The sequence below is a fragment of the Streptomyces sp. LN549 genome (assembly GCF_043203805.1).
Classification (GTDB): domain Bacteria; phylum Actinomycetota; class Actinomycetes; order Streptomycetales; family Streptomycetaceae; genus Streptomyces.
Genome location: NZ_JAZHRI010000002.1, coordinates 4,697,178 through 4,719,452, shown reverse-complemented (window position 1 = coordinate 4,719,452; position 22,275 = coordinate 4,697,178). Strand labels below are relative to the sequence as shown.

The 22,275-nt window shown below is 69.9% G+C and carries 21 protein-coding genes; 7 read left to right on the top strand and 14 right to left on the bottom strand.

What is annotated here, in order from left to right; translation table 11 throughout:
- Nucleotides 1–18: 18 nt before the first annotated feature.
- Both SH922_RS21265 and SH922_RS21260 read right to left on the bottom strand, forming a co-directional pair.
- Entirely contained in the window at nucleotides 19–1,017 is a 999-nt protein-coding gene (locus tag SH922_RS21265) for an anion permease (protein ID WP_393059476.1), read from the bottom strand.
- A 5-nt stretch (nucleotides 1,018–1,022) separates the two neighbouring features.
- Nucleotides 1,023–1,643: a DUF47 domain-containing protein gene (locus SH922_RS21260; protein ID WP_148019498.1), complete on the bottom strand. Its 621-nt coding sequence runs from the start codon at nucleotides 1,641–1,643 to the stop codon at nucleotides 1,023–1,025.
- Nucleotides 1,644–1,843: 200 nt separating this feature from the next.
- On the opposite strand from SH922_RS21260, the gene SH922_RS21255 reads away from it, so the two are divergent.
- Nucleotides 1,844–2,230: a metal-sensitive transcriptional regulator gene (locus SH922_RS21255; RefSeq protein WP_393059475.1), complete on the top strand. Its 387-nt coding sequence runs from the start codon at nucleotides 1,844–1,846 to the stop codon at nucleotides 2,228–2,230.
- Between the two features lie 34 nt (nucleotides 2,231–2,264).
- Here SH922_RS21255 and SH922_RS21250 read toward each other — a convergent pair whose 3' ends face one another.
- Entirely contained in the window at nucleotides 2,265–2,459 is a 195-nt protein-coding gene (locus tag SH922_RS21250; protein ID WP_393059474.1) for a hypothetical protein, read from the bottom strand.
- A gap of 130 nt (nucleotides 2,460–2,589) precedes the next feature.
- Nucleotides 2,590–3,456 (bottom strand): hypothetical protein, encoded by an 867-nt coding sequence (locus SH922_RS21245; RefSeq protein ID WP_393059473.1) that lies wholly within the window; start codon nucleotides 3,454–3,456, stop codon nucleotides 2,590–2,592.
- 133 nt (nucleotides 3,457–3,589) lie between these two features.
- Here SH922_RS21245 and SH922_RS21240 point away from each other — a divergent pair, with 133 nt between their 5' ends.
- Entirely contained in the window at nucleotides 3,590–3,775 is a 186-nt protein-coding gene (locus SH922_RS21240; RefSeq protein WP_393059472.1) for a hypothetical protein, read from the top strand.
- Nucleotides 3,776–3,837: 62 nt separating this feature from the next.
- Entirely contained in the window at nucleotides 3,838–5,439 is a 1,602-nt protein-coding gene (locus tag SH922_RS21235) for an FAD-binding oxidoreductase (protein WP_393059471.1), read from the top strand.
- 36 nt (nucleotides 5,440–5,475) lie between these two features.
- Here the strand turns inward: SH922_RS21235 and SH922_RS21230 are convergent, their stop codons facing one another.
- The 7 genes from SH922_RS21230 to SH922_RS21200 all read right to left on the bottom strand — a co-directional run bounded on the left by SH922_RS21230 (nucleotide 5,476) and on the right by SH922_RS21200 (nucleotide 15,521).
- Nucleotides 5,476–6,207 carry a phosphatase PAP2 family protein gene (locus SH922_RS21230; protein ID WP_393059470.1) on the bottom strand — a complete coding sequence of 244 codons (732 nt, stop codon included), beginning with the start codon at nucleotides 6,205–6,207 and terminating at the stop codon, nucleotides 5,476–5,478.
- A gap of 273 nt (nucleotides 6,208–6,480) precedes the next feature.
- On the bottom strand, nucleotides 6,481–7,473 hold the full coding sequence (locus SH922_RS21225) for an NlpC/P60 family protein (protein WP_393059469.1): 993 nt from the start codon (nucleotides 7,471–7,473) through the stop codon (nucleotides 6,481–6,483).
- A 217-nt stretch (nucleotides 7,474–7,690) separates the two neighbouring features.
- Nucleotides 7,691–8,293, bottom strand: coding sequence for a hypothetical protein (locus SH922_RS21220; protein WP_393059468.1), 603 nt, complete (start codon nucleotides 8,291–8,293; stop codon nucleotides 7,691–7,693).
- The gene (locus tag SH922_RS21215) at nucleotides 8,290–10,641 is read right to left on the bottom strand and encodes an alpha/beta hydrolase (RefSeq protein WP_393059467.1); all 2,352 of its coding nucleotides are present in this window, start codon (nucleotides 10,639–10,641) and stop codon (nucleotides 8,290–8,292) included. Before SH922_RS21215 ends, SH922_RS21220 begins: the two co-directional genes overlap by 4 nt.
- An 832-nt stretch (nucleotides 10,642–11,473) precedes the next feature.
- Nucleotides 11,474–13,360 carry an alpha/beta hydrolase gene (locus SH922_RS21210; RefSeq protein ID WP_393059466.1) on the bottom strand — a complete coding sequence of 629 codons (1,887 nt, stop codon included), beginning with the start codon at nucleotides 13,358–13,360 and terminating at the stop codon, nucleotides 11,474–11,476.
- Nucleotides 13,357–13,731, bottom strand: coding sequence for a hypothetical protein (locus SH922_RS21205; RefSeq protein ID WP_393059465.1), 375 nt, complete (start codon nucleotides 13,729–13,731; stop codon nucleotides 13,357–13,359). Before SH922_RS21205 ends, SH922_RS21210 begins: the two co-directional genes overlap by 4 nt.
- A gap of 158 nt (nucleotides 13,732–13,889) precedes the next feature.
- Complete coding sequence (locus tag SH922_RS21200) at nucleotides 13,890–15,521, bottom strand: hypothetical protein (protein WP_393059464.1); 1,632 nt, start codon at nucleotides 15,519–15,521, stop codon at nucleotides 13,890–13,892.
- Nucleotides 15,522–15,897: 376 nt separating this feature from the next.
- Here SH922_RS21200 and SH922_RS21195 point away from each other — a divergent pair, with 376 nt between their 5' ends.
- Nucleotides 15,898–17,160 (top strand): low temperature requirement protein A, encoded by a 1,263-nt coding sequence (locus SH922_RS21195; protein ID WP_393059463.1) that lies wholly within the window; start codon nucleotides 15,898–15,900, stop codon nucleotides 17,158–17,160.
- A gap of 41 nt (nucleotides 17,161–17,201) precedes the next feature.
- On the opposite strand, the gene SH922_RS21190 is transcribed toward SH922_RS21195, so the two are convergent.
- A complete protein-coding gene (locus SH922_RS21190) occupies nucleotides 17,202–18,395 on the bottom strand; it encodes a hypothetical protein (protein WP_393059462.1) in 1,194 nt (397 codons plus the stop codon).
- 388 nt (nucleotides 18,396–18,783) lie between these two features.
- Here SH922_RS21190 and SH922_RS21185 point away from each other — a divergent pair, with 388 nt between their 5' ends.
- Nucleotides 18,784–19,548 carry a DUF4232 domain-containing protein gene (locus SH922_RS21185; protein WP_393059461.1) on the top strand — a complete coding sequence of 255 codons (765 nt, stop codon included), beginning with the start codon at nucleotides 18,784–18,786 and terminating at the stop codon, nucleotides 19,546–19,548.
- Nucleotides 19,549–19,625: 77 nt separating this feature from the next.
- On the opposite strand, the gene SH922_RS21180 is transcribed toward SH922_RS21185, so the two are convergent.
- The gene (locus SH922_RS21180) at nucleotides 19,626–20,042 is read right to left on the bottom strand and encodes a VOC family protein (protein WP_393059460.1); all 417 of its coding nucleotides are present in this window, start codon (nucleotides 20,040–20,042) and stop codon (nucleotides 19,626–19,628) included.
- Between the two features lie 119 nt (nucleotides 20,043–20,161).
- A complete protein-coding gene (locus SH922_RS21175) occupies nucleotides 20,162–20,554 on the bottom strand; it encodes a helix-turn-helix domain-containing protein (protein ID WP_393059459.1) in 393 nt (130 codons plus the stop codon).
- Nucleotides 20,555–20,975: 421 nt separating this feature from the next.
- Between SH922_RS21175 and SH922_RS21170 the strand changes: the two genes are divergently transcribed.
- Entirely contained in the window at nucleotides 20,976–21,854 is an 879-nt protein-coding gene (locus tag SH922_RS21170) for a metallophosphoesterase (protein WP_393059458.1), read from the top strand.
- A 235-nt stretch (nucleotides 21,855–22,089) separates the two neighbouring features.
- Nucleotides 22,090–22,239: a hypothetical protein gene (locus SH922_RS21165; protein ID WP_393059457.1), complete on the top strand. Its 150-nt coding sequence runs from the start codon at nucleotides 22,090–22,092 to the stop codon at nucleotides 22,237–22,239.
- Nucleotides 22,240–22,275: the final 36 nt, after the last annotated feature.

Sequence of the window (22,275 nt, the reverse complement as noted above, 5' to 3'; positions counted from 1 at the left end):
CGGTGTGCGGGCCGGCGGTCAGCCGAACAGCAGCAGGACGATCCCGTAGCTCGCCGCTGCGACCAGCGCCGCGGCAGGCATCGTGATGAACCACCCCAGGATGATGTTCTTCGCGACACCCCAGCGAACCGCGTTCACCCGCTTGGTAGCGCCCACACCCATGATCGCCGAGGTGATCACATGCGTCGTCGAGATCGGCGCGTGGAACAGGAACGCCGAGCCGAACATGATCGACGCCCCCGTCGTCTCCGCGGCGAAGCCCTGCGGCGGGTCCAGCTCGATGATCTTCCGGCCGAGCGTCCGCATGATGCGCCAGCCACCGGCGTACGTACCCAGCGACAGCATCAGCGCGCAGACGAGCTTCACCCAGACCGGGATCGGGTCGCTGTACGTCTCGTGGCCCGAGATGACCAGGGCCATCACCACGATGCCCATCGTCTTCTGAGCGTCCTGCAGACCGTGACCGAGCGCCATGCCCGCGGCCGAGACCGTCTGCGCGATCCGGAAACCGCGCTTGGCCTTGTGCGGGTTGGACTTCCGGAACATCCACATGATGGCGACCATCACCAGATACCCGACCACCAGGCCGATCACCGGCGAGATGAACATCGGGATGACGACCTTGTCGAGCACCCCGTTCCAGTGCACCAGCGTCCCGCCCGCGAGCGCCGCGCCGACCATTCCGCCGAACAGGGCATGGGAGGACGACGACGGCAGGCCGAAGTACCAGGTGATCAGGTTCCAGATGATCGCGCCGACCAGTGCGGCGAAGAGGATTCCCATCCCCTTGTCGCCCTCGGGCGTCGCGATCAGGCCCTCACTGACGGTCTTGGCGACCCCGCTGCCGAGGAAGGCGCCGGCGAGGTTCATCACCGCCGCCATGGCCAGTGCCGCTCGTGGGGTGAGTGCCCGGGTGGAGACCGACGTGGCGATGGCGTTCGCCGAGTCGTGGAAGCCGTTCGTGTACGTGAAGCCGAGCGCGACGCCGATGGTCACGACCAGTACAAAGGTGTCCACGTGGTTCAGGACTCCTTGACCGCGATGGTCTCCACCGTGTTCGCGACGTGCTCGAACGCGTCGGCAGCCTCTTCCAGCACGTCCACGATCTGCTTCAGCTTCAGCACCTCTATGGCGTCGTACTTGCCGTTGAAGAGCTGGGCGAGCAGCTTGCGGTGGATCTGGTCGGCCTGGTTCTCCAGGCGGTTGACCTCGATCCAGTACTCGGTGAGGTTGTCCATCGTCCGCAGGTTCGGCATGGCCGCAGCTGTCAGCTCGGCCGCCCGTGCCAGCACCTCGACCTGCTGCTCGACACCCTTCGGGAGCTCGTCGACCTGGTACAGAACGACCAGGTCGACGGCCTCCTCCATGAAGTCCATGATGTCGTCGAGCGACGAGGCGAGGTTGTAAATGTCCTCGCGGTCGAACGGCGTAATGAATGAGGAGTTCAGCTGGTGGAAGATCGCGTGGGTGGCATCGTCCCCCGCGTGCTCCGCTGCCCGCATGCGCTCCGCGATCTCGACTCGGGAGGCAGAATCCGCCCCGAGCAGTTCCATGAGGAGTTTCGAGCCCGTGACGATGTTGTCCGCGGATGCGGAGAACATGTCGTAGAAGCTCGTCTCCCTGGGGGTCAGACGAAAGCGCACGTGGGGTCCTCGGGGTGCTTTGGATTCGGTCAGGCTGATGCTAGGCGCATCATCCGGCCACGGCTAACCGGCATTCTTCAGTGTCGCGCATCAGGCACAGTGATCAGCACGGGGCCCCGGTCACGTTTCAGCTGAATTCGTTAAGGTATACCCACTAGGGGTATATAAACGGCAGGGTAAAGGGAAAACGGGAGGCAGCAATGACCACCACCGAGGCGGATCGGGCGCCGGACGCGACGGACGGCACGGACACGGCCGACGCCACGGCTCCCGCCGAAGCGGTCGTGACCGACCACGACCGGGGGATCCACGGCTACCACCACCAGAAGGCCGAGCACCTCAAGCGCCTGCGCCGCATCGAGGGCCAGATCCGCGGCCTGCAGCGCATGGTCGACGAGGACGTCTACTGCATCGACATACTCACCCAGGTGTCGGCGTCCACCAAGGCGCTCCAGTCCTTCGCGCTCCAGCTCCTGGAGGAGCACCTGCGCCACTGCGTCGCCGATGCCGCGGTCAAGGGCGGCGAGGAGATCGACGCGAAGGTCGAGGAGGCCACCAAGGCCATCGCCCGGCTGCTGCGCACCTGATCAGGGCCTCGGCCCGCACCCGCCGCCCACCCCGTCACCCCCGGTGGTTCGCCTGCCGGGGGACGGTGGTGCGCTCGGTGATCACCTTGACGTCGAGCACCTCGTCGATACGGTCCGCACTCAGCCGCTCCCCGATAGCCGCCGAGGCCGCGATCATCAGCTCCCCGCACAGCTCGATCTCGGCGAGAGCCACATGGTCCGATACGGTCCGCGGGCTGAGCGTCACCACGTCACTCACCTCTCACTGCCGTCGCCGACTTCCCAGGGTAGGGATCGCGACACACACCGCGCATGGCACGGACGGACCATTTCGCCGCGCCAGATGCCTAGAAGAGGCTGAGAACGACGGCCCGGGCCGGTCACTCCCGCCGCCCCTGTTCGATCTCGCCGGTGTAGATGTCACCCGCGTCCGGCAGCGGTACGGAGACCGCCACCCCGAACCCGTACAGCAGCGTCGTCGACACCACCTCCCGCGCCTGCCCCTCGTTGGCGAAGCTGAACCGGTGCCGCACCTTGCGCAGCCGCCCCTGCTCGTCCAGATACGCGTCGAACGGCACCGTGTCCGTGCGGAACCCCTTCGCCGCGGCCGTCAGCGCACCCCGCGAGGCAGCCGAGGCGCGGCGCGCGGCACGTGCGATGTCGGCGGTCCCCCGGTAGTGCCGCACCGTCACCCCGGCCAGGTCGGTCTCACCCACGTACGTCACCGTGCGCGCCCCGCCCAGCAGTTCGGCCGCGGCCATCGGGTCGGTGACGCCGCCGGTCACCAGATTGCCGTCCGCCAGCGCCGTCGTGTCGATCCTCACCCACTTGTCCGCGGGCACCCCGGCACCGCGGTTCATCATGTAGAGCGCACCCGGGGCCAGCAGTTCCGTGATGGGCCGGTGCTCGTCCTCGCCCGCCGCGTCCTGCGGCAGCACGACCTTGAGGAGGCCGGACTGGGTACGGAAGTCGTACGTCCCCTTGCCCCGGATCGTCACCCGGGTGCCGCCGGCCGCCGTCTCCATCGACGTGACCACCTCCGCGCTCCCGGCCGCGGGCCCCGCCCCCACCAGCACCGCCGCGGCGCGCCGCACGGCTTCCACGGCTGCGGGACCCGACCGGTCGTCGGCCGCGGCACCGCCCCCGCCGTCCACCGCGCACCCGGCGGCCGCCACCATCACGCCCACCACGGCGAGGGCGCACACAGCGCGCGTCCCGCCTCCGGACCTGTGCTGCTGCACCACCATCGCCTGCCAACCCCCAACGCCGACCGCCTGCCCGTGCCCCCCACCCGTTCCGCATAACGACAGCCCCTCCCCCTCGTCACGCCGCTCGCACACCCCTCACCATCGGAGGGCCCCGCCCAGTACCGTGGGCGGCGTGTACGACCAACACACCGCCGAGGTCCCGCCGGCCGTTCCACCGGCCCGGACCACCCACGAAGCCACCACCGTCGAGCGCGGCTCGTTCTGCACCGCCCGCTGCAGTTGCGGCTGGTCAGGACCGGCCCGCCGGTCCCGCGACCGGGCCCGCACGGACGCCGAGGACCACCGCACGACGGCCTGACCCCCGGTCTTCCCCCTTCCTCGTCCCCGTCCTCGTCCTCTCCCCCCACCCCCGGAGGTCCGATGACCCTGCCGAACCGGCGCACCGTCCTGACCGCCGGCGCCGCGGCCGTACTCACGGGCGCCACCGCCACCGCGTGCGACAGCGCCGGCCCCGGCACCCCCGCCGGAGGCTCCACCCCGGCCACGTCGGCGGCCACGTCCGCGGCCCCCTCCCCCGCCACGCCGTCGGCGGCCTCGCCCACCGTTCCGGCGGACTGGCCGGCCCTGGGCAAGAGCCTCGCCGGTTCCCTCGTACGCCCCGACGACGCGGCCTATCCGACCGCCCGTCAGCTCTACAACACCCGCTACGACGACCAGAAACCGGCCGCGGTCGCCTACGTCCGGCACGAGGCCGACATCCGCGAGTGCCTGGAGTTCGCCCGCCGCAGCTCCGTGTCCGTCGCCATCCGCAGCGGCGGACACTCCTACGCCGGCTGGTCCAGTGGCAACGGACGCCTGGTCATTGACGTCTCGTCACTCAAGAGCGTCGACCGGGACGGCACGATCGGTGCGGGGGCCCGGCTCCTCGACGTCTACCAGGGCCTCGCCGCACACGGCCTGACGATCCCCGGCGGCTCCTGCCCCACGGTCGGCATCTCCGGTCTGACTCTCGGCGGCGGTCACGGCGTCGCCTCGCGCGCGTACGGCCTGACCTGCGACAGCCTCACGGCCGCGACGATCGTCACCGCCGACGGCAGGACGCTCACCGCCGACGCCACCCACCACCCGGACCTGTTCTGGGCGCTGCGCGGCGCGGGCAACGGCAACTTCGGGGTCGTCACCGAACTCCGCTTCCGTACCCGTCCCGCCCCGCAGACCGTCTCCGCCTACATGTCCTGGCCCTGGTCGCGCGCCCGGGCGGTGGTGACGGCCTGGCAGGAGTGGGGCCCGGACCAGCCGGACGAGATCTGGTCCGCCGCACACGTCGCGGCGGGGCCGGGCGGCGGCAACCCGACGGTGTCGGTCTCGGCGTTCAGCCTCGGCACTTACGACGATCTCCAGAACGCCGTCGACCGCCTCGCCGACCGGATCGGCGCCTCCGCGTCCTCGGTCTCGCTGCGCCGCCGCAGCTACCAGGAGGCGATGCTCGTGTACGCGGGCTGCTCGGGCATCACCGACGCCCAGTGCCACCTGCCCGGCACCACGCCGGGCCGCGATCCGCAGGGTTCGCTCCAGCGCGAGACCTACGCGGCGGCGTCCGACTTCTACGACCGCTCGCTGCCCCCGGCGGGCGTCCAGGCCCTGCTCGACCGGACCGAGGCCTTCACCCGGATCGGCGCGGACCAGGGCGGCGGAGGCTCGGTCGCGCTCACCGCGCTGGGCGGCGCGGTCAACCGGGTCGACCCACAGGCCACCGCGTTCGTCCACCGCGGTTCACGGATGCTCGCCCAGTACATCGGTGCCTGGCGCCCGGGCACGGCCGGCACCGCTCAGCAGAAGTGGCTGAAAGACACCCACGCGGCGCTGCGCCGTTACGCATCGAGGGCGGCCTACCAGAACTACACGGACCCGGCCCTGACGGACTGGCGCAAGGCCTACTACGGCTCGGCCGTCGCCCGCCTCGGCGAGGTGAAGAAGAGTTACGACCCGGAGGGATTCTTCACGTACCCGCAATCGCTGTGACCGGACCGGGGCATCGCCCCGGCCCTTCGGTCTCCCTCAGGCCGCCAGGCCCTTCTCACCCTCCGAGCCCCCGCCCGACCCGGGTCGGGGCTCGGGAATCCCGAGTGCCTCGCCGCTGCCCCCGGCCGCCGCCGCGAGCGGGCTGCGCGACCTGACCAGCCTGCCCAGCCGGCCGGACCGCGAGACGGCGCCCACCAGCGGGGTCAACAGCATCATCGCGAGCGGCGCGAGCAGCAGCGCGGCGGCCGTGCCGAGCGCGAAGCCGCCGATGACGTCGGTCGGGTAGTGAACGCCCATGTAGATCCGGCAGAAGCCCTCCAGCAGGGCGAGCGCGATCGCCGCGATGCCGAACTTCCGGTTCGCCACGAAGAGCCCGACGCCGAGGGCCATCGCCATGGTGGCGTGATCGCTGACGAAGGAGAAGTCGTTCTTCCCGTCCACCAGGACGTCCAGCCCCTGGTGGTCCTTGAACGGTCTCGGCCGTTCCACGAATCCACGGATCGGGATGTTGATCAGCAGGGCGATCCCGGCCGCGAGCGGCGCCCAGACGAGCCCGGCGACAGCGGTCACCGAGTCCTCGGCCGTGCCGCGCCGGCGGACACTCCACCAGCACCACAGGACCACCAGGACCATGCCGAGCATGATCCCGTACTCACCGACGAACTCCATGACCCGGTCGAACCACGTGGGAGCGGACTTCGCGAGCCCGTTGATGTCGTAGAGCAGGCTGACATCGGGGTTCGACCCATCCAGTGCGAGTCCAGCCATCTGCCGCGGCCCCTTGCCTTGTCTTGTCTGCTCCTGTGGCACACGCCCATGTGCGCCGCTATGACGAACCCCCGCATTCGGTTCGATCACTTACGTGTGTCGGGGCGACGCTAGGTCAACGGCTGCGGCCCCGGTCCAACCAGAGAACGACGCGTCCCGTGCGTGCGTTCCACTCTCTACCGAATGATCACCATGACGTTATCGAAGAGTGACTCATCGTCGCAGCTCAGGGCCCAGGCTTCACAGAGAGTTCCGGCCACCTCTGCGCGACGGTCACGCCGCCGGCTGTGCGGTCGGAAGGGCGGCGGCACCGTCCTTGGTGACGCGTGTCGCACCGAAGTAGTCGGGTGTGTCGATCTTGTCGAACCGGATGACGGCACCGGTGTACGGAGCGTTGATCATGTACCCGCCCCCGACGTACAGACCGACGTGGTGAATGGCCCGCGAGTTGGCCAGGTCGTCGGAGAAGAACACCAGGTCCCCGGGCAGCAGCTCGTCGCGCGAGGGGTGCGGACCGGCGTTGTACTGATCGTTCGCCACCCGGGGCAGCTCGATGTCGACGGTCCGGTACGCGGCCTGGGTCAGCCCCGAACAGTCGAACCGTCCGCCCTGCTCCGCGGTGCCGTTGCCGCCCCACAGGTACTTCGTGCCGAGCTTCTTCTGGGCGAAGTAGATGGCGCCCGCGGCCTGCTGGGAGGGCTGCACCCGCCCGACGGGCCGGGCGAAGCTCTTCTCCAGGGAGCGGATGATCTTGACGTAGTTCTGCGTCTCCGAGATGGCGGGGACCCCGCCGGCCTTGATGACCCGGTACGCACCGGCGTTGTAGGCGGCCAGCATGTTGTCCGTCGGGTCCCCGGGGACCTTCTTCACATACCCGGCGAGCTCGCAGTCGTACGAAGCCGCGGACGGAATCGCGTCGGCCGGGTCCCAGACGTCCCGGTCACCGTCCTTGTCCCCGTCGACCCCGTGCGAGGCCCAGGTCCCCGGGATGAACTGCGCGATGCCCTGAGCGGCGGCCGGGCTCTGCGCGCGCGGGTTCCAGCCGCTCTCCTGGTAGAGCTGGGCGGCGAGGAGGGCGGGGTTGATGGCCGGGCAGAGGTTGCCCCACTTCTGCACAAGGGGCTGGTACTTGGCCGGCACGGCCCCCTTGGCCAGGGCCACGGCCCCACCCCCGCCGCCCCCGAGGCCGGCGGCGGCGGAGTACGTACCGACGACGAGCAGCGCCACGAAGCACATGGCGACGCCGACGCCGATCCCACCTGCCATCCAGTATTTCCGCACCCCTCAACCATCCCCCATCGGGGAAGGGTTCATGGGCGTTTTCGACGGTGTGTACGAGTCGTGCGAGGCATTGGGGTCACGCTCCGGCCGTTCCGGCGCGCCGGATGCGCCGGGCCGGGGCAGCCGATGCGCCGGAGCGCGGGAGCCGGGCCTCCGGTGCGCCGGATGCGCGGGGGCGGGCATCCGGCGCGCTGACCGACCCTCAGGATGCTCCGACCGACCAGTAGTCGGATCGGACATTGGGGCTGGGGAGCGGGTAGACACCCCGGTAGGCCGGCCCGTTCGGCTTGGACGCGGAGTCGGCGACCTTCGACTCCTTCACGCACGGGGTGTCCGCCTCGAAGAAGGCCTGCCCCTTGGCCCGGATGCTCACGCTGATGCCGAATCCGTCCTTCGTCACCGCGTACACCGCCGGGAACACCGCGTCGTCGTTCTTCGCCTTGATCCGGTAGTCGCTCGTCCGCCAGAACTTCTCGACCTGGTCCAGGAAACTCTGCCTCCGGTCCGCGGACACGATGGTCATGACGGTGCGCCTGCGGGTCACGTCGCAACTGCCCTTGGTCGTGGGCCCGTGGGCCCACTGCACCTCGGGGTCGATCTTCTTCAGTACGGCGTCGAGCATGCCGTCGGCCCGCTCGGCGGCCTCCTGCATGTCCATGCTGTTCCCCTTGGTGCCTTTGGTGCCCTTGGGGCTCTCGGTGACGGTGGTGCCCGCCGCTCCCGACGGGCCCTCCTCACTCCCGCAGGCGGACAGCGTGAAGCCGACAGCCAGAGCCACGACGACGATCTGGAACCTTCGGCTCATCGCTGTTCCTCCATCTTGAGCCGGTCAGCGTGTCCCGACACGATAAGAGAAATGGCGTCGGCGGACATGGCGTCCCGTGCCGGGTTGAAGTAGTTCGAGTGTGCGTCGAAGCTCAGACCGTCACCGCTGACGAGTGGCTGGCCGGGGGCCACGGGGAACCGTACGGCCCCGAAGGCCTTGCTCGCCGGGTCCTTGCCGAACCAGAGGTCGTCATCGCCCGGATCGGCCAGGTCCCCTGCCAGGTACGCACCGGCCGGCCCGCCCAGGATCATCCCGAGCGAACCCACGACCGTCTGCGTCTTGGACGGGAGCTTGGTCACCGGGTCGTTGGCGGCCGCTCCGACGTAGACGTGTGCGGCACCGACCCCGAGGTCCACGGCCTGGTCCACACCCACCCCTGGGCTGCCGACCAGGATGATGTCGTCCACCCCCGGGATCCCGCCGAGGCGCTGGGTCGCGGCGCCGACGGTGCGGGAACCGTAGGAGTGCCCGATCGCCGTGAGGTGCGGATCCTTGTTCTGATTGGTGGCCGCGATGCCGCCCATGAAGTCGTCGTACGCCGCGCCGCCCTTCTCCGCCCGGCCGGTACCCGCGACGGCCAGGCTCTGCCAGCCGTCCGGAGTCTGCGGAGCGTCGTACCCGAGCCAGACGATCGCCGCGCTCGACGGGTCGTAACCCTGGGCGCCGATCGCCGTGTCACGGGCGCGCTTGAGGTCGTTCTTCGCGAACTCCTCGTCGAGGGAGGTGTTCAGCCCCGGTACGTACGCCGACACGTTCTGCGAGGTGTCGGGGTTCCCGTAGGCCACGATCGCCCGCCCGTTGCCCTCGTCGCTGATGCCGATGAGGTACATCGGGGGCTGGCTGCCCTCCTTCAACTGCCGGTCGATCTCACGGAGCCCGGCCAGTTGCTCCTGCGACTTCTTGTCGCTGCGGCCCTCCAGCTCCGAGATCAGGCCCGGGAGGTTCCGGCGGTTGGCCGTGTCCCGGTCCGCCACCGGAATGCCGTCCAGACCGCCGATCCGGTCCGGGGAGAGCTCCAGGTACCGATCGCGCTGCTGCTGCGTCAGCCCGTCCCACCACGCCTTCCGGCCTGCGGCGCTGGACCCGTTCGGGATGCGGTCGTTGAGGTACTGCCGCTCCGAGTCCCGTACGGACGACTCGACGCGCGTACCCGACCCAGGCAGACCGGTGAGCGCGCCACCGACCCCACCGGACCCCTTGGCCACGTCCCACGCGGCGGCCACGTACTGGCCCTTGCCCCATTTGCCGCCCGACCTGTCCGCGGCCTGGGCGTACTGGTCGACGACGCTCGTGGCGGTGTCGACGGGGTGCGCGATCGTGTCGATGGCCCCGGTGACATCGCCCAGGAGACCGTCGCCGCCCACGAGACCGGTGAAGAAGTTGCCGTCGGAGCCACCGGTGGATCCCGTGGTCGAAGCTTGTCTACCCGCGTCGACCGCTGAAGAAGAACCGCCGGATTCATCCGAACCACCGACCGCGCCGGCGGTATCGGAGCCACCGGAAGCGCCGGCCCCACCGGCGCCGCTGCCACCGGTCCCGGAGCCGCCGGCACCGTTACCACCGGACCCGCTTCCGCCGGACCCACTTCCGCCCGCGCCATTGCCATTGCCATTGCCGTTGCCGTTGCCGCCGGAGCCGCTGCCACCGGTCGCTTCGGACCCGCCCGAGTCAGTTCCCCCGGCCACGGTGGCGCCTTCGAACCCGGCCCCGGAACTGGCGCCGCTGCCGTTGCCGCTTCCCTTACCGGCATTGCGGCCGTCGGCGACGGACCCGGAGGACGAGCAGGAACCGCCGGTCACCTGACAGATGGCATTGCCGAATCGGCCGGCTATCTGCCCGCCCATCCCCGTGGCAACGAGCCCACCGACGAGGGCCGCGACAACGAGGATCAGGCCCACGTACTCCAGCGCGGACTGCCCGGTGTCCAAACGCCATTTGATCATCCGGGGGAAACTGAACGGCCGGTGCTCAGCGCGCTGTTCGGGCGCGAGCCTGAACCATCCACGCGCCCTGGGCCTGGACAGGAGGACGAGAACGACGACGGGCAGAACCAGTGGCGTCACGCCCCGGTTGCTGCCCGCATCGTTGAGCGTCGCCAGCGCACCGAGCGCGAGCCAGCCGTGCACGGCGAGCAGCCCGCGCCAGACCCGGACGCCACCGGTCCGCACATACAGCGACAACACGAACCCGGTGATGCCGGGCAGCACGGTGTACAGCACCATGCCAAGCAGCCGACCGTCCACCGCGTCGACCGACGAGGCCACGAGCAGCGCGTTGAACGCGCCCACGATGGTGACGACAAAGAGCAATCGGACGAGAATCAGCACGGCCTGCAAGGGGCGCGACAGCGACTGCCTGCCCGGACTGACTTCGGGGGCGCATACGTCAGCACCACCCGGTAACGCTTCTCCTATGCCAGACACGACGAGTCTCCCAGCTTTGTGAGCAGGCGCAGCGATGGTTCCCCCGGCATCCGTATGCGACCACAACACTGCGGGGTTCGGCATAGGCCCCAGGGCCCAAAGCCGGACTCAACATCCGGTCACGACCATCCCTTACCCCCACCGACCATGCCGTTACGGTCATTGGGGGCAGGGAAGCGGCGTCAGGGGGCGCCGGCGGACCAGAAGTCGGAGTGGACGTTGGGGGCGGGCACAGGCTCGCCGACGTGCTCCGCCCCGCCGGGCGGCGGGGCGGGCATGGAGACTGAGGACCGATCCACGCAAGGCGTTGCTGCCTCGAAGAAGGCTTGCCCACCTCCGCCAATGAGGAGTCTCACTCGGAACCCATCCGGCGTCTCAAAATAGGTTGCCGGGCTCGCAGAGTTCGCATTAACTCCAAGCTGCCGGTATCCAGCTTCCTTCCATTCGCGTTCCACCACACCCAGAAAACCCCCTCTCCGTTTCTCCGAAATCACCGTAGTAACTGCCCTCCTGCGAGACACGTCGCAGCCCCCTTCTGTCGACTCACCATGCACCCATTGAACCGGCGGCTTGATACCAGAAAACGTCCTGTCGAGGATCTCGTCCGCTCGATCCGCAGCTTCCTGCATATTCATTCCGCTTCGCCCTCCTTCGGTACTTGTAACCTGCAAGTCCTTCGTCGAAGCACAGCCCGAAAGGAGCAGCGCGACAACTGACGCGATAATCATTCTGAACTTCACCTGGGCCGCTCCCGTTCAATGTCTTCCGATTTCCCTGCCACGATTCTCGCAATGTTGTCTGCAGACATCTGATCCTTGGCCGGGTCGAAATAATTCGAGTGCGCCTCAGTGGGGCTATGGCCTCGCTCCAGCAGCCGAGGCCCATCGCTTACGGCGAACCTATTTGCGCCGAAATCACGATGCGCAGGATCAGTACCAAACCAGACGTCGCTTTCTTCGCTCTGCGCGTCCTGAGCCGCATACCCCGCCACCCCGCCAGCGATGCCTCCCACCGCGCCACCAACCACTGCCCCCACGGGCCCCGCCCCCATCCCCAATGCAAACCCCGCTGATGCCCCGCCTGCGGCCCCAGCTCCCAGGCCACTCGCCTCTCGGCTGTTAGGCAACTTCGTCACAGGGTCATTCTCGGCCGCTCCTACGAATACGTGATCCTTCCCAACACCAAGCTCCTCCGCAGAACTCGCACCCGTTCCTGGACTTCCGACCAGAACCACATCGTCCGCTCCGGGGATTCCACCTCTCTGTTGAGCAGCTAGGCCAACGGTCAGCGAACCGTAGGAGTGTCCAATCGCCGTCACATGAGGGTCCCCATGTTCGTTCGTCGCGGCAACCCCAGCCATGAATCTGTTATAGGAAGCAGCGCCGGCCTTGGCGTTCGACTCACCCATGACATCCAGATTCCCCATGGCATCATCGGCTGATGTCTGTGGAGCGTCGTAACCAAGCCACACGATCGAGGCAGTCGATGAATTCGGGTCCATCTCTCTTGCACCGATAGCAGTATCCCGGGCCCGCTTGAGATCATTTCGCGCAAAATCCGCATCCAACGACGTATTCAACCCCGGCACATAAGCCGAAACATTCCGCGCAGTATCCGGATTCCCGTAAGAAACGATCGCGCGCCCGTTCCCCTCATCGCCGATGCCGAGCAAATACATCGGCGGCTGCCGCCCCGCCTGCAACTGCCGGTCAATCTCCCGCAGCCCCGCCAACTGCGTCTCCGCCCGCTCACCGTCCCGCCCCTCCAACTTGCCGATCAACAGCTGCAGGTTGTCCCGGTTCGCCGTATCGCGGACCAGGGCCGGGATGCCGTCCAGGTTGCCGATCTGGTCCGGGTAGACAGCGAGGTACTCCTCGCGCTGTTCGTCCGTCAGGCCCGCCCACCACTCCCGCCGCGCCGCCGGACCCGCCTCGTGCGGGATGCCCGACTTCAGGTAGCCCCGTGCCGCGTCCCGGACCGCAGCCGCGTCCCCCGCCGCGTCCGTCCACGTCCGGTCCGGGACCTTCAGGCCCTCCTCGGCCTTCAGCTTCCGCAGGATCCGCGCGAACCTCCAGTCGATCTCCGCCGCCGTCCGCACCGCCTTCGCCACCCGGTCCGCAATGTCCTGCGCCTTGGCCGTGTTGGGGTTCGGGGCCACCAGCCCCGACGGCGGCAGCAGCCCCGGCGCCGTCCCCACCGACGCGGTCCCGCCCGCCAACGGCTTTCCGTCGATCAGGCCCTCCCCCGCTTCCGGGTACGTCACCGAACCGTCCGCGTGCACCGTGAACCTCAGCGCCGCCGCATCGTCCAACGCATCCTGCAACGCCCGCTGCTGGGCCTTCATCTCGTGCGCAAGGCTGTTCAGGGCCGTACGGACCAGGCCGCACTCCGTGTACACGTACTGGAGGTTCCGGCCCAGCTGCCGCAGCCTGACCACCGCCGCGTCCGCCGCCGCGCCCTGCTGGGTTTCGCGCAGACCGGTCAGCAGCTGCTTCTCGATCCGGTCCCGTCCGGCGTCGGCCCGGTTGCTCGCCTTGCCCCAGCCGTCGGCCGCACCCTCCAACTCGGCGCACTTCAGGTCCCGTAACTGGGCCCAGGTCAGCCCGGAGGTCGCCACCGTCATCGCTCGACCCCCCGCGTCCTCCTCGCCACCGGGGCGAAGGAAGACTTCACGGTCTCGTTCGTCTCGCCCTGGGCCCGGGCGACGGCCCGCAGATTGCCGGCCAGGGACCCGCACTCCCGGCGCGCGGTCTCGAAGCGCCGCTCCCACGACTCGCGTACGGAACCCAGCTCGGCCAGCGCGTTCAGGCCGACGGTCCCCGCGAGCAGTCCTTCGTGCGCGGTCGCCAACTCCGTGCCGACCGGCCCGAGGTGCACCCCCATCCCTTCCGCGCCCCCGGCCGCCCTCAGCCACGCCCCGTCGCTGTGCCTCAGCTGGTCCCCACCGGCGGGACCGCCTCCACCACCCGCCAGATCGCTCAGCCTCTGCTGCACACCGCTCACCCCGTTCTTGATCGTGGAGCGGCACTGTGCCAAACCCGGCAGGCGCGACACGCCGCGCCCCGACGCCGGGGAGCGGACCGGTCCCCCGCTCCCCGGGCCCCCCAACGCATCGCCGCCCGACGGAGATCACCCGAACGGTGGACCGGGTGCTACGCCCCGTACGTCCTCGGGTCCACCGTGGCGAGCCGGCACAACGCGTCGGCCGCGCGGTCTTCGGGCGGGGTGCCGTCCTCCGGGATGTGCCACATGCAGTGCCTCTGGTGGCCGTCATCCCCGGCATACATCAGGCACACCGCCGTGATGTCCGGGTCCCGGAAGTCCGTACCGACCCAGCCCAGTTCCATGCCCCAGCGGCTGAGCAGATCCGGCCGGTCACGCAGCCCGGCTGCGATCAGCCGGGCGGCCTTGCGGGCCGGCCACGTCCACGTGTGGTCGTTCTCGGCGCGGGTGATCTCCGCGTCGTACGCGGCTCCGTCGAAGCGGAGTTCCGGGATCTCACGCACGTGCAGCGGGGAGGCCGGCGGCGACGGGCAGCGCCAGTCGGACCAGACGACCTCGTCACCGTCGCGCCGGATCGTGACGTGCAGCGCACCGCAGCAGCCCTCGGTGCAGTACGCCTCCGCGAGCTGCACCTCCCGCGGCTCTTCCGTCGCCCGCAGCCGGCCGCTGTCCAACAGCCACTCCGGGCTGTGCGCGGGCCCTCGGCCGAACACCTCCGCCACCAAGGGCCGGCCGTCGATCAGTATGCGGACCTCGACGGTGTCGGAATCGATCGGATCGCGCACGACGGTCTCGATCCGCAGGAGCCGCCCCACAGGGTCCGCAGGGCCCACAGGTCCCATGGGCCCCGCCAACGGCCGTCGCGCGTTGCGCCGGGCCCACTCGAACCGTCGGCGCTCGCCCCTGTCCCCACCCTCCGCGGGCTCGGCGCCCGGCTCCAGCACGCCCTGCCATGCGGGCCGGTTCAGTACGGACTCCAGCTCCGCCAGCAACGCCTCGCGCCGACCCGGGCCCCAGTCGTGCAACCGGCTCGGGCCACTGTGCAGCTCGAACTTGGCGGAGAGCAGCAACCCGTAGTGGTCGAGCGTGGGCTTCAGCGCTCCGGCGCACGAAACGAACGCCTCGTACGTCCTGACGGCCTCCGAGCAGTAGAGGATCTCGGCCCGGTCGTCGCGCAGGCTCGTCGCGCGGAACAGCAACCACCCGGTGCGCGCGGCCAACTCGCCACGCATGGACGGCAGCTCCACCTCTCCCGCATCCAGAATGCCGGCCGGCCGCACCGCCTCCACGATCCTGCGCGCGGTCTCGGGCCGCACGATGCCGGGATCCCGGGGAACCGCCGCCAGTCCCCTGCGCACAGCGGTGCGGTCCTCCGCCACAAGCGCGGCGACCAGCCCTCGCAGCTCCGGCCCCTTCGCGTGATGCCCCAGCCACACCAGGGCCGCGGCCTGCCGGTCGATGGTGTCGAGCGCGTACACGGCCGGGCTCTCGAAGTCGCGCAAGCCGCCGAGAGTCTTGAGGTACGGCACGTCCGCCGGCTCACCGAGCCGGGCCAGCAGAGCAAGGCCGACGCAGACGGCCGCAGGGCTGCTTCCCGTACGTGCGAGGCACCGCCCGAGCGCACGCGCCCGGTTCTCGTCCTCCAGCACCACGTCACGCACAGCGGAAAGGACATGGCCGTCCCTCACCGCGGGCTCCATCGCGGCGATCCGTAGTTCGGCCTCCGCGGCAGCCAGGACAGCGTCGGGGGCGACGAGCAGCGGTCTCAGCAGGTCCGCCACAGCCGCGCGGGCCGCACGCCAATTGCGGACGAACCTGCGTTTCGGCGCGGGGGGACCGGGCAGCGCGTATCCCCTCTCAGGGAGCCGCCCATCGGGTTCCGCGCGTTGCAGGCGCAGAGCGTAGGAGTGCAACGAGGGCCGGGGGGTGAGCGCTTCGCGCTCTTCCGGGGCGCTCAACGGGCGGGGTTGTGCTCGATTCCATGAGTCATGCGGCGGAGTCTGGCAGGAGCCCGGCCACGGCACCAGCGGATTTCGCCGTCGCCGCCGGCGGGCGCCCGCGCGCAGGACCGGCAACCGCCGACGGCGCCCGCGCGCAGGACGGGTGCAAGGGAGGGGTGGACTCTCCCGACCGGAACAGCGGGAAGAATGCGCCCCCATGAGCCATTCACCACCCTCCCCGTCCTCCCCGCCCTCCCCCGCATCCTGGCGCCGGCCCATGGTCGCCCGCCTCGCCGACGAGCAGCACCGCACCGCGACCATGCTGGAGCTGTTCTTCGACCTCTGCTTCGTCACGGCCGTGGCCCAGGCGGCGACGGCGTTCGAACACGAGCTCGCGGAGGGGCGCATCGCCCACGGTGTCCTCGGCTACGCCATGGTGTTCTTCGCGATCTGGTGGGCCTGGATGAACTTCACCTGGTTCGCCTCCGCCTACGACACCGACGACGTGCCCTACCGGCTGCTCACCCTCGTCCAGATCACCGGCGCCCTCGTGCTCGCCGCCGGGGCGTCGGAGGCCCTGCAGCAAGAGGACTTCACGGTCATCACCTGGGGCTACGTGATCATGCGGCTCGCCATGGTCACGCAGTGGCTGCGCGCCGCCCGGTCCGACCCCGAGCGGCGCGCCACCTGCCTGCGCTACGCCGTGGGGATCCTCTTCGTACAGATCGGCTGGGTGGTACGCCTGACGCTCCCCGAGGACACCGGGCTCGCCACCTTCGCCGTCCTCGTCGTGGCCGAGATCGCCATCCCCGCCTGGGCGGAACGCGCGGCCACCACCACCTGGCATCCGCACCACATCGCCGAGCGGTACGGCCTGTTCACCCTGATCGTGCTGGGCGAGTCCATCACCGCCGCCACCGGAGCCGTACACGCCGCGCTCGACTCCGACGCGGCGCTCGGCGACCTCGCCGCGCTCGTCGTCGGGGGCATCCTGACCGTCTTCGCCCTGTGGTGGCTCTACTTCGCGCAGAGCGCGCACCACCGGCTCACCACCCTGCGCAGGGCACTGCTGTGGGGGTACGGCCACTATCCGGTCTTCGCCTCCGCGGCGGCCGTCGGCGCCGGTCTCGCCGTCAACGTGGCCCACGCCACCGGCCACGGCCACCTCTCCGACCGTGCCGCAGCGGCGGCCTACACCATCCCGGTGGCCGTCTTCGTCACCCTCGTATGGCTGCTGCACCACCGCGCCGGCGGGCTGTCCCGTCCAGTCGACGCGCTCCGCCCCGTCGCGGTCGTCGCCGTCCTGGCCGCGACGTTCGGACCGTCCCCGGTCCTCGTCACGGGCATCATCACCGCACTCCTCATCGCCGCGACACTGATCCTCTCCGCGCGAACCACGGCGCACGGGAACGCGAAGACGGACGCCCACGAAGACACGGACAAGGGCGCCCCCGGAACCCCGCAGCCGCCGAGCTCCTGAATCCGCCCACGCAGGCCGCACACCGGCCCGCCCTGCACGACTCAGCGCGTACTGCGGGCAGCCGCCTGACCCGGCAGCACGATCCCCTGCGCCTGGGCGGCCTTCCCCGGGCGCAGGGTCCACGGCACGGGGGAGGTCTCTGCCAGCCATCCGTCGGCGAGGATCCCGCTCACGACGAGGCCGCGCAGCGAGCGCGAGAGCTTCTTCCAGCCCAGCCCCTTGCACAGCTGTCCGTACGACGGCCCGTGGCCGTGCTCCGCGCGGAAGGCCACGGTGAAAGCGGCAGCCTCCCGGCCGCACTCCGGGTGCGCTTCCTTCCACGTGTCGTGGTCGCCGGCCGCCGGCCGGGGCGCGGGTACGGGCGACGGCGCGGACATGAACGCCTTCGCGACCCGCCCGAAGGGGCACCGGCACAACGTGCACTGCTCCACGGCCTCCACGTGCCGCAGCAGGGCCGGGCTGACGCCGGACTTCCACTCCGCCCACTGGGCCGGGGTGATCTCCACGAGTTCGGCCGCGGCCGCCGCCTCGCGCGCCGCCCTGCGCTCCGCCTCCTCCGCCGCGAGTTCCGCGACCTCCTCAGGGGTACGGAACATGCCGGCGAGGTGCCGCACCGCAGGGCCGAGCCGGTACGTCCGGCCGGACACCTCGGCCAGGAACCCCTTGTCGAGGAGGACGGGCACGGCCCCGTAACAGGCGACGGGCAGGTCGGCGGGGGCCTCTCCGACGAGTTCGTCGGTGCAGTGGGCCGCCAGGAACAGCGCGGCGAGCCGCGCGGCCGGCGCGGCCTTCTTCACGGGCTTGGCCATCCGCGTACGCATGGCCCATCCCGAGACCTTCGACCGCGTGCCCTTGCCCAGGGGCAGCACGTGGTCGGGCCCCGGCGTCATCTCCGGCACGACGATGCCGGACGGCTTGTCCGGATCCCCGTCGAGCAGCGAGCCGGGCACCTGCCATCCCGCGGCGACCAGTTCGGAGACGGCCTGCTCCGGATCGTCCAGCCGCAACGACCGCAGGTCCGTGCCGGTGAGGTTCCCGACCCCGGTCCGCGCGGCCCGGATCGCCACGACGACGGCGAGGAGTTGCGCGTCCACGGAAGTCAGCGGCAGGCCGACCACGTACGAGAGGAGCTCACGCGCAGCCTCCCCCTGTCGTGGCGTCAGCAGAAAGGGCAGGGGCGCGGGGGGCGGAGGCGACGCGGCAGCAGTCTCGGCCGAGATGGCAGGCTTGGGCACATCACATCTAACGGTGATCAGACCGCGGAAGTCACGCGTGACGTGGGGCACAATCGCGCCCCGGCCCCCGTCCCCAAGGCGACGACGCGTGCAGCAGATGCCGGAGATCCAGCACGAGGGCCGGCACGTAGTCGCTCACGACACTCCCCCTCCCTCAGAGCCGGACGGCCCCTGACCTGGGCCCCTGCCCGGCGCTCCGGTTCGGTGACGGCCGGTGGGACCGCCATTCCGGGGAACGTCAGCGGGACGGCAGGGAGGCGTTAGCAGAACATGAGCGGCGGGCGGGAAGCTTCACATGTCAGCAGGTCAGGAGGGGGAGCGGTTCGCCGCAAGTTCCGGGCCTCGGCAGCACCTCCACACTCGACCGCCACACACTCGGGGAATTCACATGCGTACGATCCACTCCCGCAAGCGCACCGCCACCCTCGGCGCAGCCGTCACCGCCGTGCTCGCCCTGGCCCTCACCGCCTGCGGTGGGGACGGCGGCGGCACGAAGTCGGCCGGCCCGGCGGACAACGCCGCGAAGACCAACGCCTCGGCGGACGCCTCGCAGCCCACCGGCTCCGACACGACCACGGACACCGCAACGACCGGCGGCTCCGCGAAGACGGTCACCTCCAACACGGGCACGTCCAAGAGCGGCACCGCCAAGACCGGCACGACCACCGGCGGCAACACCAGCGACAGCTACGCCTACAAGCACCCGTGCAAGAGCGAGGACCTGTCGGTGCGCGTGTACGCCCGTGAGGGCTCGGCCACCCAGCAGGTGATCGAGGTCAACAACACCGGTGCGAACGCCTGCGGTCTGAGCTACTTCCCGCGGGTCAGCCTGGGCAGCGCGAGCGCCCAGGACCACAGCGGTGACGTCACCCCGCTGGTCCCGAGCGGCCTGGGCGGCGCCCCCGCCTACCCGGTCAAGCCGAAGACCGCCGCCATCGCGGTGATCGACCTCAACCCGAGCGGTGCGGACGGCGCCCTGACCTGGATCAACGAGCTGAACGTACTGGCCGACGGCGACCACATGCCCAACGCGGAGCAGCTCAACTTCCCGCTCGGCCCCGACGTGAAGGTCCTCGACCCGAAGCTGGGCCTGTACCGCAGCACGATCGCCGACGCGGTGAGCTCCATGAAGCAGGCGGACTCGAAGTCCTGATTCCTGCCCGGCCGGAACGGCAAAGCCTCCTGACGGACCGCGACGGCCTCGTCAGGAGGCTTTGCCGTTCGGCCGGCTCAGCCGGCCTGCTTCAGCTGCGTGAAGCGGATGCGGTTGCCGAACGGGTCGCGGAGGCCGCAGTCCGTACCGTAAGGACGCTCGGTGGGCTCCTCGGTGAACTCGACGCCCTGGGCGAGCAGCGTCTCGTACGTCTTCCGGCAGTCGTCAGTCGTGAGGATGAGCCAGCCGCCCGTCGCCCCCTTGGTCACCAGGTCGCGGACCTGCGCCGCGGTCTCCTCGGACATCGCCGGAGCGGCCGGCTTCTCCAGGAGGACCTGGCGTTCCGGGTGGCCGGGGACGCTGACGGCCAGCCAGCGCATGAACCCCATGTCGACGTCGGCGGCCACCTCCAGCCCGAGCTTGCCGACGTAGAAGTCGAGGGCCTCGTCCTGGTCGAGGACGTACATCTGCGAGTGCGTGATTGCGTTGAACATGAGGTTCACGCTACGGGGACCGCCCCGCGAAAACTTATCCAGAACTGCTCAGTCGCCCCGGAGAACGGCAGCCGGCGAGCGGCGAGCGGCGAGCGGCGAGCGGCGAGCGGGGCGAACGCTCAGGCGCTCGGCCGGGTCCACGCCATCGTGAAGCACGTCGGGACGCCCGTGGACACCGCTTCCCTGCGGTACGTCCTCGGCGACCGGCCGACGATGTCGCGGAACGTCCGGCTGAACGTCCCCGTGCTGCCGAAGCCGACCTCGAAGCAGATGTCCGTCACGCTGCGGTCCGTCTCCCGCAGCAGGAACATCGCCCGCTCGACCCGGCGCCGCTGAAGGTAGCGGTGCGGCGTCTCGCCGAACGTGGCCCGGAAGGTGCGCGAGAAGTGCGCCTCGGTGACGTAGGCGAGACGGGCCAGGGCCGGTACGTCGAGGGGCTGGGCGTACGCACGGTCCATCGCGTCCTTTGCCCGCAGCATCCGGCGGTTCGACTCCTCCGAGGCGCGGCTCACCCCGCCGCCCCGGTCCTGTACCGGCGGAACACGCGCAACCCGAGACTCCCTCCGAGAACCCGCACCCGCCGAGGCCCCCTGGACGTGGGCGCAGCGGTCGCGTACCGCGCTCGGCGGCAGTCTCACCGTACTGCGAGAGATACCGGGAAGGGAGGCACCCACATCACTCTCAACCCCGATGGCTCCGCCCTCCGTGACCGCCGCTCCGGAGTTGGAAGAGATGTGGGCGTCGGCGCACACATCGACGACCGCCTGGCTTTGTCCACCGAGATTGGGCAGCAGGTGTTCAGCACTTCGGACAGCACCCAGCTCTGTCGCCGTTCGATTTCAGGGGCAGGGTAGCCGGGGTCGGCAGATGGGAGGGAGCGCGTAGTGAGAAAGGCCCTGGCTCGGCGTGGGTGCTGGAGGCTAGCGTCAGCTCATGCGGATCTTGCATCTCTCCGACACCCATCTCGATCGGTCCGGCGGCCCTGACGCCGATGGCGCGGATGGCACTGCGGCACTGCGCGGGCTGCTGGCCGAACTGGGCCATCTGCGCGACCTCGGCGCGGTGGTGGTCACCGGCGATGTCGCGGACGACGGTTCGCGCGAGGCATACGCACGGGCGCGTGAACTCCTGGCCGACTACGCCGGCCGACGAGGGGCTAACGTCTTCTACACGACCGGTAACCACGACGACCGCACCGCATTCGCCGACGTGCTCGGCATCGGCCACTTCCAGCCCGAGACGGCATATGAGGGAGCGGCCGGTGAGCGGGCGGGGGCGAGCACAGTGGACGGATGGCGGCTGATCACACTGGACACGCTCGTGCCGGGCAAGGGCTACGGCCGGCTGGACGGCGGCCAACTCGACTGGCTCCGCGAACTGCTGGCCACGGCGGCACCGGTGGGCACCGTCCTGGCCTTCCACCACCCGCCGGTCGCACTGGACGTCGACGTTCAGCGAGCGCTGGGCCTGCAGAACAGCGCCGAACTGGCCGAGACGATCCGCGGGACCGACGTCCAACTCATCCTCTGCGGGCACTTCCACCTGCAGATCCTGGGGCGCCTGGAGCAGGCCACCGTCTCGGTCACGCCTGGCGTCGTGAGCCGCATCGACTTGACCGCCCGCCCCGGCACCGAGCGCGCCGTCCACGGCCCGTCGGCCTCCCTCGTCCACCTCGGAGCGCCCCACGGGCCACTCATCCACACGCTCCACGCCCGGGATCCACGAATGGGGGAGACGGTCTACGAGGCCGACGAAGAGGAGATGCGCGAGGTCATCGGAAGGCTCGGACCCTCCGCAGCGAGCCCGACCTGAGTCTGGGACACACTTGACCGCCCCCACTTGCCCCTCGTTACGGCTGCTTGCTGTTCGAATCGGGAGCCCGTCTGGGTGCTGTCCGAAGTGCTGAACAACTGCAGCCCAATCTCGGGCTCTGGCTCAACTTCTGTGACACGGCCACTCTCCGTGACTGCTGGGCCTCTTCGAGCTGTGGGTGAAGTCGCCTGAAAATGATCCCTGGGCAACGCAGTTGGGCTGAATGTTCAGGGCCGTGGAAGAGGTCCTGCTCCGGCTCAAGGAGTTGCTGTTCCCGTCGATCGCAGCCGTCGCGGTGCTGTCGGTAGACGTGAACATCGCGATAGTGCGCGTTGACGCACAATGCACCGCCGACGGCGCCGCGTGCCCGGTCTGTGGCACCTAGTCGAACCGGGTTCACGGTTCCTACCTGCGGTTTCCT

Excerpts from the sequence above, each read along its gene's own strand:
- SH922_RS21195 (WP_393059463.1), top strand. The coding sequence starts at position 15,898 with ATGAGCCATTCACCACCCTCCCCGTCCTCCCCGCCCTCCCCCGCATCC.
- SH922_RS21180 (WP_393059460.1), bottom strand. The coding sequence starts at position 20,042 with ATGTTCAACGCAATCACGCACTCGCAGATGTACGTCCTCGACCAGGAC.
- SH922_RS21170 (WP_393059458.1), top strand. The coding sequence starts at position 20,976 with ATGCGGATCTTGCATCTCTCCGACACCCATCTCGATCGGTCCGGCGGC.
- SH922_RS21210 (WP_393059466.1), bottom strand. The coding sequence starts at position 13,360 with ATGACGGTGGCGACCTCCGGGCTGACCTGGGCCCAGTTACGGGACCTG.
- SH922_RS21225 (WP_393059469.1), bottom strand. The coding sequence starts at position 7,473 with ATGGCAGGTGGGATCGGCGTCGGCGTCGCCATGTGCTTCGTGGCGCTG.
- SH922_RS21220 (WP_393059468.1), bottom strand. The coding sequence starts at position 8,293 with ATGAGCCGAAGGTTCCAGATCGTCGTCGTGGCTCTGGCTGTCGGCTTC.
- SH922_RS21235 (WP_393059471.1), top strand. The coding sequence starts at position 3,838 with ATGACCCTGCCGAACCGGCGCACCGTCCTGACCGCCGGCGCCGCGGCC.
- SH922_RS21245 (WP_393059473.1), bottom strand. The coding sequence starts at position 3,456 with ATGGTGGTGCAGCAGCACAGGTCCGGAGGCGGGACGCGCGCTGTGTGC.
- SH922_RS21230 (WP_393059470.1), bottom strand. The coding sequence starts at position 6,207 with ATGGCTGGACTCGCACTGGATGGGTCGAACCCCGATGTCAGCCTGCTC.
- SH922_RS21185 (WP_393059461.1), top strand. The coding sequence starts at position 18,784 with ATGCGTACGATCCACTCCCGCAAGCGCACCGCCACCCTCGGCGCAGCC.
- SH922_RS21255 (WP_393059475.1), top strand. The coding sequence starts at position 1,844 with ATGACCACCACCGAGGCGGATCGGGCGCCGGACGCGACGGACGGCACG.